Source organism: Paenibacillus lautus (genome assembly GCF_050482385.1).
GTDB lineage: Bacteria > Bacillota > Bacilli > Paenibacillales > Paenibacillaceae > Paenibacillus_AQ > Paenibacillus_AQ lautus_B.
The window spans coordinates 233523-250763 of record NZ_JBCNHV010000029.1 but is presented as its reverse complement, the minus strand read 5'-3'; the positions used below and the strand labels follow the sequence as shown (position 1 = coordinate 250763).

Below are 17241 nucleotides of genomic sequence, written 5' to 3'. Positions count from 1 at the left end.
TAGGGGTAAGTGTACTTCCCTTTACTGGCAGGCTATTTTTCTATAACATATGATCTCGCTAAACTGAAGAAGCGATCTCTTCCAGCTCTTTTCTCAGACTCTGGAGCGTTAACGCACGCTCTTTGTCATGCTGGACATCATAGAGCAGCTGCTCCATGAACTCCCAGACATCCTCCAATTTGCGTCTGCCTTGATAAAACTGCAACGCCTCAGCGTTTATTTCATAATGACTGTGCGTCTCTTTATAAACCCTCATAAATCGTTCAAAATAGGGCTCATCCACAAAAGACATCATATCCGCCTCAACCGGTGCCAGCTTCAGTCCTTCCCAATCGATCAGCTTCAGGTGCTGCCCCGTAGACATCAGATTCCATCCATGTACGTCGGTATGGCATAATGCCATGCGGAGATCACGATTCTTCAGCGCTTCGGACAGCTCTTCAACTTTAAGCATTAATTCCTTCAAGCTATCGATATGATGAAGCATCACTTCCCCGAGGTCATACGGCAACTCCTCGTCCAGCGTGCTCCTTAGCTGCCCAAGAAACGGCACCGTAAAGCTTTCTTTCATCGCACTTGTCACCAGCGGAATCTCTTCTCCATAACGATGAAGCTCCGAGATCATCTCCGCTAGCTGCCGTACCTGATCCTCTGTCAATTCTTGATCGGCAATCGTGTCCCCAACGATATACTCATACAGCAGATAGATCCCTTCATCATCCTCGCATTGATAACGGCCGTCTTGCGTGAGAATCGGAACAGGAATCTTACCTTTTAAACGACTATGCTCCTCAAGCCACAACAGTACGGGCACGTAATCATCAATCAACGCAGTCCACTTCGGGGTGGATGCACGGCTTTTCTCATATACTTTCAGGAAATAGGTATGTTTGACATTCCGTACCCTGAATGCCAGAGCAGCCCATCCACCCTGTTGTGGTGAAATTTCGGTATGCTCCAAGCCATAATAATCCTTCAACATGTTTTGTAAACGGTCCATGGGTCCTCCTATCAACCTTCTTATAAATCTTGGTGCTCCCTTTCACTTTATCATAACGATAGTGAAGATATGATATAGAGTCCATCATTCACGACAAGATGCTGTTCTTCAGGGGCTAGTCCCTGAATTGACACCACTGTCGGAAACATGCCGGGCTTAATGTGTACAGGGAACCAAGGCCGATGTTTATCAATGACTATCAACAACCCGCTCTCATCACCCATCGCTGCAAATTGTTTGCCATCACCTCTCCATAGCGATAAACCGAAGACTTCATGCAGTCGTCGGGTTTCTTCACGGACATCAACCACCGGAAGACCGATTTCGCTAATCGCTATAATATGCTTCGCATGGAAAGAATCTGCTTGACCGTGAACCATCGCATGATGAGCAATGAATTCAATCAAATTGCCGTCAGGATCATAAAAATAACAAGCCGACGCCGGCCAATCTTTAAATTCAAATGGTTGATTGCCATCTTGAGTAATCAGCTCGATCCCGTTATTCTCCAACCACTTCATGGCTTCGGATAATTGGTCAACGGCGATGGAGAAGGCAATATGATAAAAGGCGCGGGAATCATGATCCTGAACAAATTCGATGGTTGATCGACCGGCTTGGAGCTCCAATCGTTCATCCGCGTCCTTCTTGACTTCAAATTCCAAAAGATCTACATAGAATTTCTTGATCATAGCCAGCTGTTTCGTCCGTACTTCAACTTTCAATATATTCATATGGAACACCCCTTCTTCATTACTGTCTTGCTTGTAGTAACTGCGGTTAACTTGACCTCATTGTAGTTTTTCAATAATAATAGATCAATGCTATATTTTCTATATAAACAATAGTTTATAACTATATAATACGGAGTGAATCGAATGGAGATTAGGCAACTGCACTATTTTTTGATGCTGTGCAAGGAACTTCATTTTTCCGAAGCGGCACATAAACTGGGTATTTCCCAGCCCACTTTAAGTCAACAAATACGGGTATTGGAGGATGAAGTCGGGGTTCCGTTATTTGACCGCATGGGTAAAAAAACCGTTAAGACGGAAGCTGGAGCCATCCTGGAACACTATGCCCGACAGATGATTCAGCAAATGGAAAATGCAAAGAGAGCAATTGCGGACTTGACCCATTTAAACACAGGCCATTTACGGGTAGCCGTGCTTCCCTCCGATTTGGATTATCGACTGACTTCATTGCTTGTTGAGTTTCACAAGGAGTTTCCGAATACCCAAGTGCAGATCATTCCTTCCATTGATATCGTGAACCAAGTGCTAAACAATGAGGTCGATATAGGGGTGGGTCTTGCCATTGAGCCTGACAGCCGGTTAAACCGCATACCTTTTTACACAGAAACCTATAGTCTCTATGTTCATGAACAGCATCCTTTAGCCAACCGTGAACTGATTAAGCCCCAGGAACTGCAACCTGTTCCGTTTGTGATGTATCCGAATGGGTTTTATGGACGCGAACTGATCAACGCATGGTGCAAAGAGCAAGCGATTGAACTCAAGATCCTGATCGAGACCGGTTCGGTAACCTCTCTATTTCAGCTTGTGAGAGAAGGAATCGGTGCGACCATTCAACCCAGTCAACTGATCGACAGTTTTCAGTCCCTCGGTTTAAAGGCAGTTACAATCGAACACCCTCCTTCCAGGGATTTGGAGATGTACTATCGCAATGACAAATATTTAAGTGCAGCAGCTCGTACGTTTATGAAACGGATGGAGAATTCCTTCTAGAATGATTCTAGGCTTATGACAGCATCCAAGAAGAATTGAGCCTGTTTTACCTCATATAAAAAAACAAGAATGCATCTACTGCACCCTTGTTTCCCGTTAACCAGATATTTTTATTCTAATGGCCTGCCTTCTTTATAATAAAGATTCCGCTTAAGAATCACGAAGAAAATATGTACCTTCCGGTACCCGTGTTCCGACAAGATGTCGTGAATGCGGGCTGCAACAGCATCATGAATCTCCTGAGATCTCTGGAACATAAGGATTTCCACGGATAGCGGCGTATTGGTTATAATCTGATAAGGAAGCAGTTCAATCTTCACAATTTCCTGCGGTATTTGAACGATACCCGCGAATTCGCTAACGACCTGTGGCGTTATTTCTTCGAGAAAAACTTCGGTAAATCCTTTAAAGCGTAAATATGGCACTCTGATCCCTTCATTTCATCGAATTATTGTCTTATAGATGTCCCCAAGTGACTTTTATCTCTCTTCTACTATACAATATTGTTATTGTGAAAGGAATCACTATGATTCAGATGTACACCTTCGCAAGTAAATTTCGATTATAGCAATCCTTTCAATTGCCCTGTACGAGCGCTTCCGTTAGACTGGATAACAACCGATTCATCATACGAGAAATTCATTATGGAGGTGAAGGTAATCATGGGACGAAATTTATGGGATGCCGAATGGGAAGTAACCGAGCCGTTAGTACGGTTATTGCTTACCCGTCAATTTCCCCAGTTGTCCACCCTCAAGGTCCAGGAGATTGGCAACGGGTGGGACAACACCGTTTATCGCGTTGGCGATGAGTATGTATTTCGCTTTCCTCGAAGAGATATTGCCATATCTTTACTAAATACCGAAGCAAAAATCCTGCCCAAGCTTGAACACTACATAACGGTACCTTATGCGAAACCCCTTTTCTTCGGAAAAGAAAGCGAAGACTATCCTGCACCTTTTCTGGGGTATACCTATCTTCCAGGAAAATTCCCGATTGGAATTTCGGATCAAACGCGGATGCAGTTGGCGTCAACGCTCGCCCGGTTTCTGAAGAACCTGCATTCATTTCCCGTAGAAATAGCACGACAAGCGGGTGTATTGTCTGACCAGCGTAATCTGACCGATCTGGCTGGCCGGAAAGACAAAATGCTGAATCTCCTCTCCAATCTTACCCACTATATTAAGAAGGCGGAGTTGAACGAGATTGCAGACTATTTGCAGGGCATTCACCTGGATCGGGCCAGGCATCGATATGTTCTAATCCACGGAGATCTCCATTTTAAAAACATGTTGGTCGATGATACCGGCAAGCTTTCGGGTATTATTGATTGGGGCGACGTCAACATTGGCCATCCTGCCTGTGACCTGAGTATCGTTTACAGCTTCCTGCCACCGGCCTCCAGAGCGGATTTCTATGATATCTATGGCGAAGTGGACGAAGAAACCAAGATTCTGGCCCAAATGATCGCCGTATATATCCCCATGTTAATATTCATCCAGGCCATCGACGAAAAGGATGAAGTCATTGCATTGGAAGCCAAATCGATTATTCAGCGTGCTATCGCTACGTAATGGTTCGATGGTTGTGGCGTAATCATATTTCATGCAAAAAGAAGCTTGAAACCTTCAAGCTTCTTTTTCTTAGTCTCGTGATTTGCCTGACGTGCTGTAACGTTATATTTTTAACATTCCCATTAATGGCATGATGGTTTTTATCACATTCATGCCCAGTTTAATGTGAGGCACGATTTGTCCCAAGAAGCCCAAACCGCCAACAGCCGCGACGCCTTCTCCTTGCTCAGCCCCTTCGACTGCCGGAGCGTTTGGTGGACCTCCAAACAAGTCGCTTAAAAATCCGGAAATCTGTGCTTTATCCCCGGCCTGTGCAATCGAAGCCGGCATTTTTTGGTTAGCACGAAGTCCGGAAAGCGTCACTTCCCGGCCTTGGATCTGATTCAGTTCTCCGATATAGTAGCTGCCGTCCTTCAGAACAACCACGACCGGTTGACCTACCCAATGCTGGGGAGGACTCGACTTCGAAGCGGCTCTGGACTTCCTCGCGCGTTTCGACTGCATATTAGGATCACCTCGCTTCCCTATTCAGCTTGTAGACATCATATGCAGAGCCGTCAATCATTCTTGTGCCTTTATAGGAGGATGGATATAAATACATCAATAACCTAGAAGGCCCGGTCACCATATGGAGCAAATATTTTCCGTCGAATGTGGCTTTTTCCCTCTCTCCGGTGTCTAATGAATTGTAAGGTCAAGAGGAGGTTCTTATCCGTGTCAAGAGCTCAAGACAATCTCCCTGTTTATCCGGATAACCAGGGAACCAAACGCACATTTGAAGAGGTGTATGATGAATACCGCCTGAGGATTCGCCATTATCTCGCGCTGAAAGTGAATCCGATGGCTGCAGATGACTTAACACAACAAGTGTTCTTAAGGGCGATGGAGAACCTCGATAAGTTTAACGGGAACTCCAGTCTGTTCACCTGGATCTTCAAGATCGCCCAGAACACAGTTAAGAATGAATATCGAAGTATATCACGTAAACATGAGATGCCTTATGACTTTACAAGTTATGAATCACAGTCCATCTCCCTTGATTTTGCCAGATATGTTGATATTCGAATCGATATTAGCGCGGCACTTAAGCAGCTGAGTGAGCTTGATCAGCAGATTATATCCTTGCGATTCTTCGTGGATTGTACGCTGTCGGAAATATCCAGGATCGTGGGCATGCACGAGAGTGCGGTGAAAAATCGATTGTACCGGTCCTTAGAGAAGCTAAAGAAAGAATTAAAAGAATGGGGTGACATCACCATTATGTCAATTCTAGATTTGATATCCTTTGAAAGCAAAAGTGATGCAAGTCATCATCAGAGCAACGTGCATCAGGACCTGTTTCAAGAACTTAAGAACGATGTAGAACGGATTGCAGCGAGATATAATCATCAGCCTTCACACAAAATCGTCATTGAAATCTATCCCGATCTGCCAACATTCCATCAAGCCGTTGGAGAATCGGATGCACCTGATTGGTTCATGGGCACGTTCGATAACAACACGTTAAAAATCGTCTCACCCTTGAACCCGGGTCCCGAGCATACGTATCAATCGATCCTCAGGTCCACGCTGCACTTGTATACCATGTGGTTGATCAGCGACATCAACCCTCTCGCCCCCAAATGGATCCGTCAGGGCATTGGCGGGTACGAAGCGCAGCAAATGTCCGAGGATTTCATTCGAAACACGACTTCGGAAGCCATCAGCAATCGGGCAATTCCATGTTTCGAGGATCTCAATGATGATTCCTGGGATTTCGGCAAAACGGGTTTTCAGTTCTCCTATCTGATTGTTGAGTTCATCATTAAAAAATATGGGTTAGATCCATTAAATCAATTGATTCGTAAGCCCCATGATTATCAAGACATTTTCCAGCTTTCCGAAGAAAAGCTTCATGAACAGTGGGCGAAAGCCCTTCAAGATCACCTTGTTTAAATCAAAAGAAGAGAGCGCCCCAAAAGATCGTAAGATCTGGCGGGATGCCCTCTTTTTCTGTTAAGACGCTCCAGAAGATCACCTCAATGGCCTTATCCGGACAGCGGATGTCTTAAAACCGGGCATTTTACAGAACGGGTCCAGCTACGACCGGGTCGCGTGCATGACATTCTGCACGCCGGTTAGATAGTGGGACAGAGCACGACCATGGTCAAAATGAGTGGATACTTCTCAGATACCCCTTTCCATGGATCCCCTTCCGTTACAGAGAACACGGCCCGCCGGTGCCGGTAACAGCGGCAAGGTCCTCGCAACCCTCTTCGCCAATCGCCTTGCCCAACATTTCGGAAGCTGGGAGATTGTGTTCGGACTCGCCATCATTCCCCTCGTGTTGGTCTTCATCTATTTCCCGCTGTTTGTCCGCAATAGTCCGAATCGTCCCGCTCCTAAAAGATGCTCCGAATATGGAACACTTCAATTCCTTGCTTGTTCGTTCCGAGTTAAAGGCTTATCCGTTCTTCCTCTACTCTCGTCAATAGGAAGAGTTGTTCCCGCTAAGGTTAGTTTAAGCACGAGAAACATGCCGTACCCAAGTACACCTCCAGCCGTATTCAGGATTAAATCATCCACATCAAAACTTCCCATTGAGAAAAGGAGCTGGGAGCATTCCAGCCCCAGACTCAACCCCAGGGATGTCGTGAAGGAGCCAATGAATCCGCGGAACTTGTTCCTAAGCATAAGACCGACGAATATGCCATTGGGCATGAATATGGCGATATTCCCGAAGAGATTGATCACGTCATGCGGACTCGAAAGGCGCTTCATATTCATTCGAATGGATTCAAAGGGCGTGAAATTGGCAAATTGCAATCGATTCTGTAGGTAATTCGGGATCTCGGTGGCTCGATGCAGCTGCTGCCACAGAACCGATATATCTACGGAACCGAACTTGAATAAAATCACCTTGAGTAAGACATAGAGATACAGCGCATATAGTAATAGAAGCATCCATTTATACGATAATTTCATTTTGCATCATCCTTGTTTAGCAGTAACGTCACAATGATTCCGTCGATATTGTTTCCAGATATCTCATACTCGCTTCCCGCCGGTATCTCAATCTCCATGTCTTTGGACGTAACGGGTACATACTTTATTTCGTATTCCTTCCCCTTTACGGTAGTTCCATAGCTGGATTGTTCCTTCAGGTAATCCAGATATTCCTCCAATGTAAGATTCAGTTCCTTCATGATCATGCTGTGCGGCTGCCCAACATAACGAAAATGCCACGGTTCATACTGAATGCCTGTAATCTCTGTCTTATCCTGAGGATAGCGCAGAATGAATCCGTGCGCCCATGCATGCTCCTTCAGCCAGTTCCCTTCGGGTGATTGATCAATCGACTGCTGCGTCGACCCGATATCCATCGAGAGCCCGAGATTATGTTCGCTGTAGCCTGGAGGCAAGGCGTAATCAGAACCTTTTTCACGATAAAGCTGTTCTTGCTCACCCTCATCCCGATACCCGCTGCTGATCATAAAACGATTGACTCCGTCTTCTCCGGCGGCTTCAACCATATCACCGAATTTCTCTGCCACACTGCGCGATAACCGGATCGTGTTGTCCAGGACCACATAACCATGCATTAAGTCTTTATTCTCAAACAATGTTACGATATCCTTCGGCACGGCTCCTGGATCAAGCGGATGTTCCTTGTTGACCAGGACCAAATTTCCACGTGTCACTTGTTCATCTGTTACACGGATCGTCTGCGCAGCTGATGGAGGATTCGATTGCGTGTCGGAACCCGCTTTTGCTTCCTGTCCATCTCTACTTTCTACTTTATCATTCACGTTAGGCGTCTCCGTCAGAATGGACTCGCATCCGACCAACAGAAATATAACGAGCAATATCAAACCCTTTTTCAACTTCAACAACTCCCTCTAGCTTGGTTTATCCAGATTAATAAATAGAGTTTAAGGAAAAGTAGGGAAAAGTTAAAGTTTTTCTTAAGAGATGCAACTTGCGCTTTTCCCTATTCCCTTTGACAAGGTTGAAGCCTATGGCTTAACTTGGTATTTAGACTAAAAAGAATAAAGAAGGTGCCATTATTCTTGCTCAAATTATTTCGTTATTTACGTCCCCACTGGGCTGCGGCCCTGCTTGCGCCGCTGCTTATGCTGCTGGAGGTCGCCATGGATTTGCTTCAGCCCATTCTTATGGCCAGCATTATTGATCAAGGTGTCATGCAGAACGATACTTCACACATTCTCCATACAGGTCTTATCATGCTGGGCGCGGCTGCCATCGGGCTGCTTGGAGGTCTCGGATGTACGATCTATTCTTCCATTGCCTCGCAGCGTTTCGGTGCCGACCTGCGCCGGGACTTGTTCCGCAAGGTTCAAACCCTCTCGTTTCGTAATCTGGACGGTATCTCAACCGGTTCACTTATCACCCGGCTGACGGGCGACATCGTTCAGCTACAGACCATGGTCCAGATGCTGCTGCGCATCTTCGTACGGTCTCCGTTTCTCGCGATTGGAAGCATGATTATGGCGGTGATCATTAGCCCCAAGCTCGCCATCATTCTGGCCATTGCTGTTCCATTGTTGTTCGTTGTGATGTTCTTCCTCATCCGGGCCACCCTGCCCTTATTCGCCACCGTTCAGAAGAAACTCGATAAGGTGAATACGGTCCTGAAGGAGAATTTCGCTGGCATCCGGGTATCCAAAGCATTCGTGCGAGCCGGGTATGAGAAGGATCGATTCCATCAAGCGAATACCGACTTCACGCAAGTTTCGGTTAAAACACAACGGATCGTTGCGCTCAATATGCCCATCCTCACTATGATACTGAACGTCAGTATCGTGGTTGTCCTATGGCTTGGCGGGAAGAACGCGATCGACGGCTCTTTCGAGGTGGGGAGCCTGGTAGCCTTTATCAACTATGTGACACAGGTGCTATTCTCCGTATCCTCCGTCGCGATGATGCTGGTCCGAATCTCTACAGCCAAGGTTTCCGCTGATCGTATCCAGGAAGTCATGCATACGGAATCCGAGATTGTAAACGTTGCTCATCCGACGATGAATGCATACAAGCAGGGAGAAATCGTATTTGACCAGGTGACTTTTTCCTATAAACCGGAAATACTGAAGCCCGTTTTACATCATATCAGTTTCAAGGTTCGACCAGGACAGACCGTCGCCATTATGGGAGCAACCGGTTCGGGAAAAACCTCCCTGGTATCCCTGCTCCCCCGCCTGTATGACGTAACATCCGGGCGGATATTCATCGATGGGACCGATGTGCGACAAATCGACTTATCGGCGTTACGCGAACGAATTGGCGTTGTCCTTCAAGAATCCATCCTCTTCACAGGCACCATCCGGGACAATATCCGCTACGGGAAAGCGGATGCTTCCGACGAAGAAGTGATGGCAGCAGCCAAGGCTGCGCAGGCGCATGAATTCATTTCATCCATGCCGGAAGGATATGATACCGTGCTTGGACAAAGAGGCGTGAACCTCTCCGGCGGCCAGAAGCAGCGGATCTCCATTGCACGGGCATTATTGCTTCGCCCCGCCATTCTTATTCTTGATGATAGCACAAGCGCCATCGATATGGGGACGGAGTCCAGGCTTCAGAAAGAGTTGGCCCGGCTGATGAACGGTCGCACTTGCCTCATGATTGCCCAGCGGATCTCTTCCGTGATCGATGCCGATCTTATACTGGTGCTGGATGATGGAAAATTGGTAGCGGAGGGTACGCACAGCGAGCTGCTTGCTTCCTGTGAGTTATACCAGGATATTTATCAATCGCAATTCGGCAAGGAGGTGTCTTCCCATGGCTAAAGCAGATCAGGGAACCAAGCAAAGCCATGCGGATGCTCCGGATCTGAGCATGCGCGGCGGCAGCCCCATGCGTGGAATGACGATGGCCAAGGCGAAGCCCAAAAATACAATGGGAACGATACGCCGGATCTGGGGTTACATCCGACCATTTAAAGGCGATATGATCGCTGTTTTCTTATTCACGCTCATCACGACGATTCTGTCCCTGGCGGCTCCTTACCTGCTGGGAAATGCAGTGGATCATTACATCATTCCAGGAGATTTCGAGGGACTCATGGCGTTGTGTGCGGTGCTTCTTGCCGTTTACGCGGGTACCGCACTCACGGCATGGCTGCAGCAGCATGTCATGGTTAAGGTCTCCCAGCTGTCTATTCAGGCTATGCGGAGGGATATTTTTGCAAGACTCCAAATCCTTCCGCTGCGATTCTTCGATAGCAAGACGCACGGCGAATTGATGAGCCGCACGACCAACGATATCGAGAACGTCTCCGGGACATTAAATCAGAGCGTAACCCAGCTAATCTCAAGCGTATTGTCTCTGGTTGGATCACTTGCCATCATGCTGTACCTGAACGTATGGCTGACGCTGCTCAGCATGGTGACCATTCCGCTTGTTATGCTGTTCACGAAGACGGTAGCAAGCCGGACAAGGAAGCATTTCTCCAAGCAGCAGAGCACGCTGGGGGAGCTTAATGGCTTTATCGAGGAAACCGTCTCGGGTCAGAAGGTCGTACAGGTATATCGCCGGGAGCGGCATACCGCTGCGCAGTTCGATGTCATGAACAAGAAGCTGACCGATGCCAGCATTCAAGCTCAGATCTATTCGGGTACCGTCGGTCCGGTTATGAACGTGCTGAACAACGTCAGCTTTGCTTTAATTGCGGCGGTTGGCGGGTACATGGCATTCAAGGATTTTACTACCGTGGGGATTGTCGTTGCATTTCTGAACTACTCGAAGCAGTTTCAACGGCCGCTGAACGATCTGGCGAATCAATTCAACCTGGTGCAATCTGCTGTGGCGGGTGCTGAACGGGTCTTTGAGGTGATCGATACGGAGTCCGAGTACCAAGACAATCAAGTCGATAATACAACGGATGACATGTATGGCGAGGTACAATTTGACCGTGTCTGCTTCAGTTATAAGGAGGGCGTCCCGATTCTGAAGGATGTATCACTCACCGCTCGGCCGGGCGAGACCATTGCGCTCGTCGGTCCGACAGGTGCCGGCAAAACCACCATCATCAATCTGCTCACCCGTTTCTATGAGATCGATTCTGGCGTGATCACCATTGATGGGGTCGACATCCGTCAGTTGAATAAGGACAATCTGCGGAGCAAGCTGGGAATCGTGCTGCAGGATGCCTATGTATTCTCGGCATCGATTCGAGAGAACATCCGCTACGGCCGGCTTAATGCCTCGGACGAAGAGATCGAAACTGCCGCCAAGCTTGCCAATGCGCATGACTTCATCATGAAGCTGCCCGAAGGCTATGATACTCAGCTTATCTCGGGCGGAGGCAACCTGAGCCAGGGCCAGCGGCAGCTCTTGACGATCGCACGCGCGGTGCTTGCCGATCCGGTGATACTGATTCTGGACGAAGCTACCAGCAGCATCGATACGCGGACGGAGATGCATATTCAAACCGCCATGCGTACCCTGATGCAGGGCCGGACCAGCTTTGTCATCGCTCATCGTCTAAGCACGATCCGTGAGGCTGACCAGATTCTCGTCATGAATCAAGGCGGTATCGCGGAGCGCGGCACACACGAAGAGCTGCTGGCCAAGCGCGGCTTTTATTACGAGTTATACAACAGCCAGTTTAAGTTAACCAGTTAAAGCGGCTTTGGAAGCTTTCTTACAAGCTGCTGACAACAACCAAGAGAGCCGGTTCCATGAAACCGGCTCTCTTGGTTTTCTGCGCTATCCGAATAAATGGTCTTGCGAACTAAGCGTGGCGAACCGAGCGCAGCGTACCGCACCAAGCCACCCCTTCTAACTGCAGTACAGTATCTGTATCAGTCCAAGACTAATGAGGATTATTCTTCCCATTTGGCGCTACCGGACCTGATTGCCTTCATTTCGATCAAACCAGCTCAGTTAGCGAATCGAGCGGACACTAGGTCCGTTATTTCGATCAAACCAGCTCAATTCGCGAATCGAGCAGACACCAGGTCCGTTATTTCGATCAAACCAGCTCAGTTAGCGAATCGAGCGGACACCAGGGCCTTCATTTCGATCAAACCAGCTCAGTTAGCGAATCGAGCAGACACCAGGTCCGTTATTTCGATCAAAATAGCTCAATTCGCGAATCGAACGGACACCAGGTCCGTTATTTTAGTTAGCATAAGGCGATAATCACACTTTTACGGCGAATAACGTATCTCATGTCCGATACACTTGTCAAATCCATCTTTTTTAACTAAATAACGGATCCTCAGTCCGTTATAAATACAAATGCAATAAAATGCAGTACGACGCATTACAAATACAATGCAATGAGAATGCAATACAATGCCCATACAGCGCAATATAAATGCCATTCAAATGCCGTACAACACAATACAAACGCCCTTCCAATGCACTTCCAATGCAATTCCAATGCAATACAAGGCAATCATCTCGCACGATTTCATCATTCCAACTCAACCCGACTGGCATTACTCACGATCCGTTTTACAGCCCCTATAATCCATTCCATCTCCACATATTGATTGCGCGGCGCATTGTATTCGACGCCCCAGTAACCCTTGTATCCGCCTGCGAGCAGGCTCCGCACCTTCTTCTCCGCATCGGGATGAACCGCTGTTTTCGCGTCAAAATGAGTATGTACCGTCCATGGGGCAACCATCTCATCACCTTCAGCCTCATCCGCCTTCCATCTGCCAAGATGAAGCAGAAAACCGAAAGCCGGATGATGGACTTCCTCTGCAAGCCGTTTCATTTCACGCGGAAGCAGTGATGCGCCCATATGATTTTCCGGACCAATGGTATAACCGCCATCCGCTGCACGATCCGCATATTCCCGATAACGTTTAACGGTATACTCGAACTGTTCGTAAGACATCGGCTCCGACTCCTTATAACTGCCGCCGGTGTCGATCCGCACGGTTTCGGCACCCAAAATTTCAGCGGCATCCAGATGAACCAGCGCATTCTCGTACAGCTTCTGCCGGATATCCGGGTCCGGATCCCATAGATGCGCTCCGTCCACAGCAAAGTTAACCACCCTCATCTCTTTCTCATCCAATGCCTCTCTGATTTTCCGGATGTAGCTCTTATCAGCCAGCTTATATACGCTATCGCTCCGATCGATGAAAAAACCGTTCCACAAATCAACCGCATCCATTCGGTACCGGTACTTCACCGTCTCCAAATAACCGAACACATCCATTTTTCCATCCAGAAACGTATTATAAAACGAATAGCCGCCAATCGAAATATTCAACTGAATACCCCCTTAGAGAATAGATGAAAGCACGATCTTCCGTTTATCACACTGCCAAACACCCTGCGCAGCAGATCTTACTCGATGGTGTATTTAAGATGTTGATATTCCCCGCCGGAGAGAAAGCCTTTCTTCTTATACAGTTGCTCCGCTTGATTCCCCGTCGTTACAAAGAGGCGCAGCACCGGATAATCAGGCTCCAAGACCGTTAATGCCCTATCCAGCATCGCGCTCGCCAACCCCCTTCCTCGATGTTGGGGTAATACTGCGATACTATACACGAGTGGCAAGCCCTCCCATAAAGAGATCAAGCACACACCGACGATTTCTTCCGTTGTTCGGTCATATACTACTGAAGATGCTTCCAACAGCTTGGGGTCCACTTGGTCAAAATATCGGGCCGCATCATCAGCATAAACCTGGTCTTCCTGCTCATCCGGGCCATTCGTATACGCTCCCCTAAACACCTCTACAATCTTAGACATATCTTCTATAGTAGGTTTCCTATCCATATAATAGAAATCTATCGATGCATCCAGCTGTTCGGTAGGCCGCATCATACATTGCCTGGATTCAACCTGAACGAAACCATTTTCACGAAAAGCGATCTCCTGCTCAGCCAGAACGTTATGAGCATGCAGAGACTCTGTCAAATTCCAGGATTTTAAGGCATAGCTCTTCACGTAATCAATCATCTTTGTGGTGATGGAATATGGGGGGATGCCAAATACAAGTCCGATGGAATGGTCAGACAAATAAACCCCAGCCGCTTTATCGTCACCTGAAACAACCCAGTAACCGTCGTCCGAATCCGCTAGAACCTTGGTTAAATCACCCCAGCTCGGTCTAAACCAATTATTCTTATAATTAAGTAGCAAAATATTTCGAGAACATCTTGGGATCCGCCTTTATTAATCTGTATTCCATAACTCCCCCTCCTTATGCCCTTTTGAATTAGGCTCATTATATAGGTTGGAAGCAGAGTGGGCCAAGGGAATTATCATCTATAATAAAAAATTAACACATACCATTTTCGGCTAAGATAAAATCAGGCTAACCCCCAGATACCCCGCGGTTCCCCACATAATCAACGCTGATATTCGGTTCAACGTGGACAACCATTTCCCTGATGGATCCATCCTTCCCGCTGTCCTGCCCGCTATTCCAAGACCCAAGAACCACAACCACGAAACTGCGATACATACAACGGCAAAGACCACTTTGTCGATCCCTGTATATTGGAGCGAGCTTGTGCCAATGACCCCGATCGTGTCCAGAACAGCATGCGGATTTAACAAGGATACAGACATGGCAAATACAATTTGCTTTTTCGGCGTAAACGAACGAGTCTCTTCTTGCGCTTGACCAGAAGGTTTACTCTTCCAGGTTACCATTCCCATATAGACCAGGAAACAGATCCCTAATGAAAACAGCACGGTTCGGATCCATTCATATTCCAGAACAACAACGGATACCCCCAGAACCGCTAATGAGATCAGCAGCGTATCGCATAGTGATGCGGTAATAATGACGGGCAGTGCCTTGATGAAGCGGGATTGTACCGCTCCCTGATTAAATACAAACACATTTTGCACGCCCAAAGGAAGAATAAGACCTAAAGCTAGAATGAATCCATGAACCATAACGCCTATCATATGAAACCAAGCCTCCAGCGAATATTTCCACCATTGTAAAGGAGGGGTTCGGCTGCGTCTCCAACCAATTGGTTGGCTTTAGACCCAACCAATGAGGTATACTGAGGCATATTCCTACATGAAAGCGGGTTTACCAATACCTATGGCCGAAGAATGGAAATTGAATAAGCACTCCGACGTGCCGCTTCATCAGCAAATTTATGACGATATCAAGAGCAGAATCATGAACGGGGAATGGCCGGTCGGAACCCGAATTCCCACGCAGCGAGATCTGGCTGCCAAATATCAAGTGAACCGCAGCACCATTGTGTATGCGCTCGGGGAGCTTGCTGCAGACGGTTTAATCGAATCCCGCGTGGGACAAGGGACGGTGATTATCAACAATACTTGGAGTTTACTTGCTGCCACGCCTCCGCCTGATTGGAATCAATACGTGATATCCGGCTCCTATCAGCCCAACATCCATATGATCCAGCAAATCAATCGTGCGGAAACCGATGCTGGCATGATCCGTCTCGGAACAGGCGAGCTCTCGCCTGACCTCCTCCCTACCAACCAGATGCGGGGAACGCTTAACGGCAGTATGTCCAGCCATTTCACCTTGGGCTACTCGGAACCGAAAGGGAACCTATACTTAAGAGAAATCATCAGTGATCATCTGAAAAAGAAAGGGATTATGGCCTCCCCCGCTTCCATACTCATCGTCTCCGGCGGGCTGCAAGGCTTACAGCTGATCTCGCTCGGACTGCTGCATCACGGTTCCTCCATATTAGTGGAGAATCCCTCTTACCTGAACTCGATTCATGTGTTTCAATCCGCCGGCATGCATTTGCACGGTATCCCCATGGATGAGAACGGGGTCCGAACGGAAGCCATCGGAAGACTCAAACGCCAGCACAGCGCTGCCCTGCTTTATACCATCCCTGCCTTTCATAACCCTACCGGAAAGCTGATGTCTTCCGACAGACGAGCAGAGCTGCTTCGGATTTGCAATCAGGAAAGGCTGCCCTTAATCGAGGATGACGTGTATGGAGATTTATGGTTAGATACCCCCTCACCACCCCCGCTGAAAGCTTCAGATAAACAAGGCCTTGTGCTCTATATGGGCAGCATGTCCAAAACGCTGGGTCCCGGGCTGCGCATCGGATGGATCGTCGGGCCTGAGCCGGTCATTGATCGGCTGTCCGACATCAAAATGCAAACCGATTACGGCTCCAGCTCCCTTTCCCAGCATGCCGTCGCCGAATGGCTCTCCAGTGGGTTATATGAGAATCATCTCGCTCAGATCCGGGCAGAGCTGATGAGCCGCCGAGACTTTACCCTGTCGTTGCTGGAGCGATATTTTCACGATATTGCACACTGGAATACACCCCAAGGTGGATTCTATATTTGGCTTCGCATCAAAAACCCCCTCTCCATTCGTCCTTTATTCGAGCAGGCGCTGAAGGAGAGCATTTTGCTTAATCCCGGAAATATATATGATCGTAACGACCAGCAGCATCTGCGCCTATCCTATGCTTACGCCTCGTACAATCAGCTGGAGAGCGGGCTTATTAGGCTTGCGGAGCTTATCCGCCTCCATACGTTATAATGAACATAAGGGCTCTCCTGAGGACTATGATCCACAGGGAAGACCCTTTCCTTATGTCAGATGCCAAGAGCATGGATAAAGCGACGATGGTCAGTGTATAGATCACAATAACTTGCAGCAGCAAACCGTATTGGTCGCCTAAATCGAAGCCGAAACCATACCGAAAGATGAGCAGCACCATGATGATCAGCAAAACGCCGATCAACTAGTTTTACAGCAGGTGCCCATATACATCTCCGTTTTTCGAACAGGAGACAGAATGAGCCGGTTCCAAAGACCGGATGTTTTATCCTTCGTAACCGTACGGAGATGCTGATCAGCTAGCTGGACATGTGGGTTATCCATTGCGGCTAGGATGCGATAATTTCGTACTGGTTGGCCATAAGGAGATCACAGAAAATAAAGAAGCAACGAGCAGTGTGATAAATTGCATTGCAGGCC

General features: G+C 47.7%; 15 protein-coding genes and 1 pseudogene. 7 read left to right on the top strand and 9 right to left on the bottom strand.

All coding sequences use genetic code 11. The annotated features are described in order from the left end of the window. Window positions 1–58 precede the first annotated feature (58 nt). Complete coding sequence (locus ABEW73_RS30910; protein WP_430165088.1) at window positions 59–1000, bottom strand: aminoglycoside phosphotransferase family protein; 942 nt, start codon at window positions 998–1000, stop codon at window positions 59–61. Between the two features lie 50 nt (window positions 1001–1050). Next, the gene (locus tag ABEW73_RS30905) at window positions 1051–1734 is read right to left on the bottom strand and encodes a VOC family protein (protein ID WP_430165090.1); all 684 of its coding nucleotides are present in this window, start codon (window positions 1732–1734) and stop codon (window positions 1051–1053) included. Between the two features lie 144 nt (window positions 1735–1878). On the opposite strand from ABEW73_RS30905, the gene ABEW73_RS30900 reads away from it, so the two are divergent. Then, entirely contained in the window at window positions 1879–2748 is an 870-nt protein-coding gene (locus ABEW73_RS30900; protein WP_430165092.1) for a LysR substrate-binding domain-containing protein, read from the top strand. Between the two features lie 110 nt (window positions 2749–2858). On the opposite strand, the gene ABEW73_RS30895 is transcribed toward ABEW73_RS30900, so the two are convergent. Next, window positions 2859–3173, bottom strand: coding sequence for a DUF1904 family protein (locus ABEW73_RS30895; RefSeq protein ID WP_430165095.1), 315 nt, complete (start codon window positions 3171–3173; stop codon window positions 2859–2861). A gap of 237 nt (window positions 3174–3410) precedes the next feature. On the opposite strand from ABEW73_RS30895, the gene ABEW73_RS30890 reads away from it, so the two are divergent. After that, window positions 3411–4322 (top strand): aminoglycoside phosphotransferase family protein, encoded by a 912-nt coding sequence (locus ABEW73_RS30890; protein WP_430165098.1) that lies wholly within the window; start codon window positions 3411–3413, stop codon window positions 4320–4322. A 102-nt stretch (window positions 4323–4424) separates the two neighbouring features. Here the strand turns inward: ABEW73_RS30890 and ABEW73_RS30885 are convergent, their stop codons facing one another. Continuing rightward, window positions 4425–4826, bottom strand: coding sequence for a hypothetical protein (locus ABEW73_RS30885; protein ID WP_430165101.1), 402 nt, complete (start codon window positions 4824–4826; stop codon window positions 4425–4427). 210 nt (window positions 4827–5036) lie between these two features. Between ABEW73_RS30885 and ABEW73_RS30880 the strand changes: the two genes are divergently transcribed. Next, complete coding sequence (locus ABEW73_RS30880; RefSeq protein WP_430165103.1) at window positions 5037–6257, top strand: RNA polymerase sigma factor; 1221 nt, start codon at window positions 5037–5039, stop codon at window positions 6255–6257. A 280-nt stretch (window positions 6258–6537) separates the two neighbouring features. Further along, window positions 6538–6732: pseudogene (locus tag ABEW73_RS30875) on the top strand (MFS transporter); the annotation flags it as partial. On the opposite strand, the gene ABEW73_RS30870 reads toward ABEW73_RS30875, so the two are convergent. Continuing rightward, entirely contained in the window at window positions 6732–7286 is a 555-nt protein-coding gene (locus ABEW73_RS30870; protein ID WP_430165105.1) for a VanZ family protein, read from the bottom strand. The pseudogene ABEW73_RS30875 and the gene ABEW73_RS30870 sit on opposite strands and share 1 nt — an antisense overlap. Beyond that, the gene (locus ABEW73_RS30865; protein WP_430165107.1) at window positions 7283–8185 is read right to left on the bottom strand and encodes a M15 family metallopeptidase; all 903 of its coding nucleotides are present in this window, start codon (window positions 8183–8185) and stop codon (window positions 7283–7285) included. The genes ABEW73_RS30870 and ABEW73_RS30865 overlap by 4 nt, the downstream gene beginning before the upstream one ends. 186 nt (window positions 8186–8371) lie before the next feature. Here ABEW73_RS30865 and ABEW73_RS30860 point away from each other — a divergent pair, with 186 nt between their 5' ends. Next, window positions 8372–10108, top strand: a complete 1737-nt coding sequence (locus tag ABEW73_RS30860) for an ABC transporter ATP-binding protein (RefSeq protein WP_430165110.1) — start codon at window positions 8372–8374, stop codon at window positions 10106–10108. Continuing rightward, window positions 10101–11945: an ABC transporter ATP-binding protein gene (locus ABEW73_RS30855; RefSeq protein ID WP_430165113.1), complete on the top strand. Its 1845-nt coding sequence runs from the start codon at window positions 10101–10103 to the stop codon at window positions 11943–11945. The genes ABEW73_RS30860 and ABEW73_RS30855 overlap by 8 nt, the downstream gene beginning before the upstream one ends. A 796-nt stretch (window positions 11946–12741) precedes the next feature. On the opposite strand, the gene ABEW73_RS30850 is transcribed toward ABEW73_RS30855, so the two are convergent. The 3 genes from ABEW73_RS30850 to ABEW73_RS30840 all read right to left on the bottom strand — a co-directional run bounded on the left by ABEW73_RS30850 (window position 12742) and on the right by ABEW73_RS30840 (window position 15209). After that, window positions 12742–13554, bottom strand: coding sequence for a sugar phosphate isomerase/epimerase family protein (locus ABEW73_RS30850; RefSeq protein ID WP_430165115.1), 813 nt, complete (start codon window positions 13552–13554; stop codon window positions 12742–12744). Window positions 13555–13631: 77 nt separating this feature from the next. Continuing rightward, the gene (locus tag ABEW73_RS30845; protein ID WP_430165117.1) at window positions 13632–14432 is read right to left on the bottom strand and encodes a GNAT family N-acetyltransferase; all 801 of its coding nucleotides are present in this window, start codon (window positions 14430–14432) and stop codon (window positions 13632–13634) included. 159 nt (window positions 14433–14591) lie between these two features. After that, a complete protein-coding gene (locus ABEW73_RS30840) occupies window positions 14592–15209 on the bottom strand; it encodes a LysE/ArgO family amino acid transporter (protein ID WP_430165120.1) in 618 nt (205 codons plus the stop codon). A 142-nt stretch (window positions 15210–15351) separates the two neighbouring features. Here ABEW73_RS30840 and ABEW73_RS30835 point away from each other — a divergent pair, with 142 nt between their 5' ends. Further along, window positions 15352–16800 carry a PLP-dependent aminotransferase family protein gene (locus ABEW73_RS30835; RefSeq protein WP_430165123.1) on the top strand — a complete coding sequence of 483 codons (1449 nt, stop codon included), beginning with the start codon at window positions 15352–15354 and terminating at the stop codon, window positions 16798–16800. Window positions 16801–17241: the final 441 nt, after the last annotated feature.

Coding starts and splice junctions, on each gene's coding strand:
- ABEW73_RS30910 (WP_430165088.1), bottom strand. CDS start 1,000: ATGGACCGTTTACAAAACATGTTGAAGGATTATTATGGCTTGGAGCAT.
- ABEW73_RS30905 (WP_430165090.1), bottom strand. CDS start 1,734: ATGAATATATTGAAAGTTGAAGTACGGACGAAACAGCTGGCTATGATC.
- ABEW73_RS30900 (WP_430165092.1), top strand. CDS start 1,879: ATGGAGATTAGGCAACTGCACTATTTTTTGATGCTGTGCAAGGAACTT.
- ABEW73_RS30890 (WP_430165098.1), top strand. CDS start 3,411: ATGGGACGAAATTTATGGGATGCCGAATGGGAAGTAACCGAGCCGTTA.
- ABEW73_RS30885 (WP_430165101.1), bottom strand. CDS start 4,826: ATGCAGTCGAAACGCGCGAGGAAGTCCAGAGCCGCTTCGAAGTCGAGT.
- ABEW73_RS30870 (WP_430165105.1), bottom strand. CDS start 7,286: ATGAAATTATCGTATAAATGGATGCTTCTATTACTATATGCGCTGTAT.
- ABEW73_RS30855 (WP_430165113.1), top strand. CDS start 10,101: ATGGCTAAAGCAGATCAGGGAACCAAGCAAAGCCATGCGGATGCTCCG.
- ABEW73_RS30840 (WP_430165120.1), bottom strand. CDS start 15,209: ATGATAGGCGTTATGGTTCATGGATTCATTCTAGCTTTAGGTCTTATT.
- ABEW73_RS30835 (WP_430165123.1), top strand. CDS start 15,352: ATGGCCGAAGAATGGAAATTGAATAAGCACTCCGACGTGCCGCTTCAT.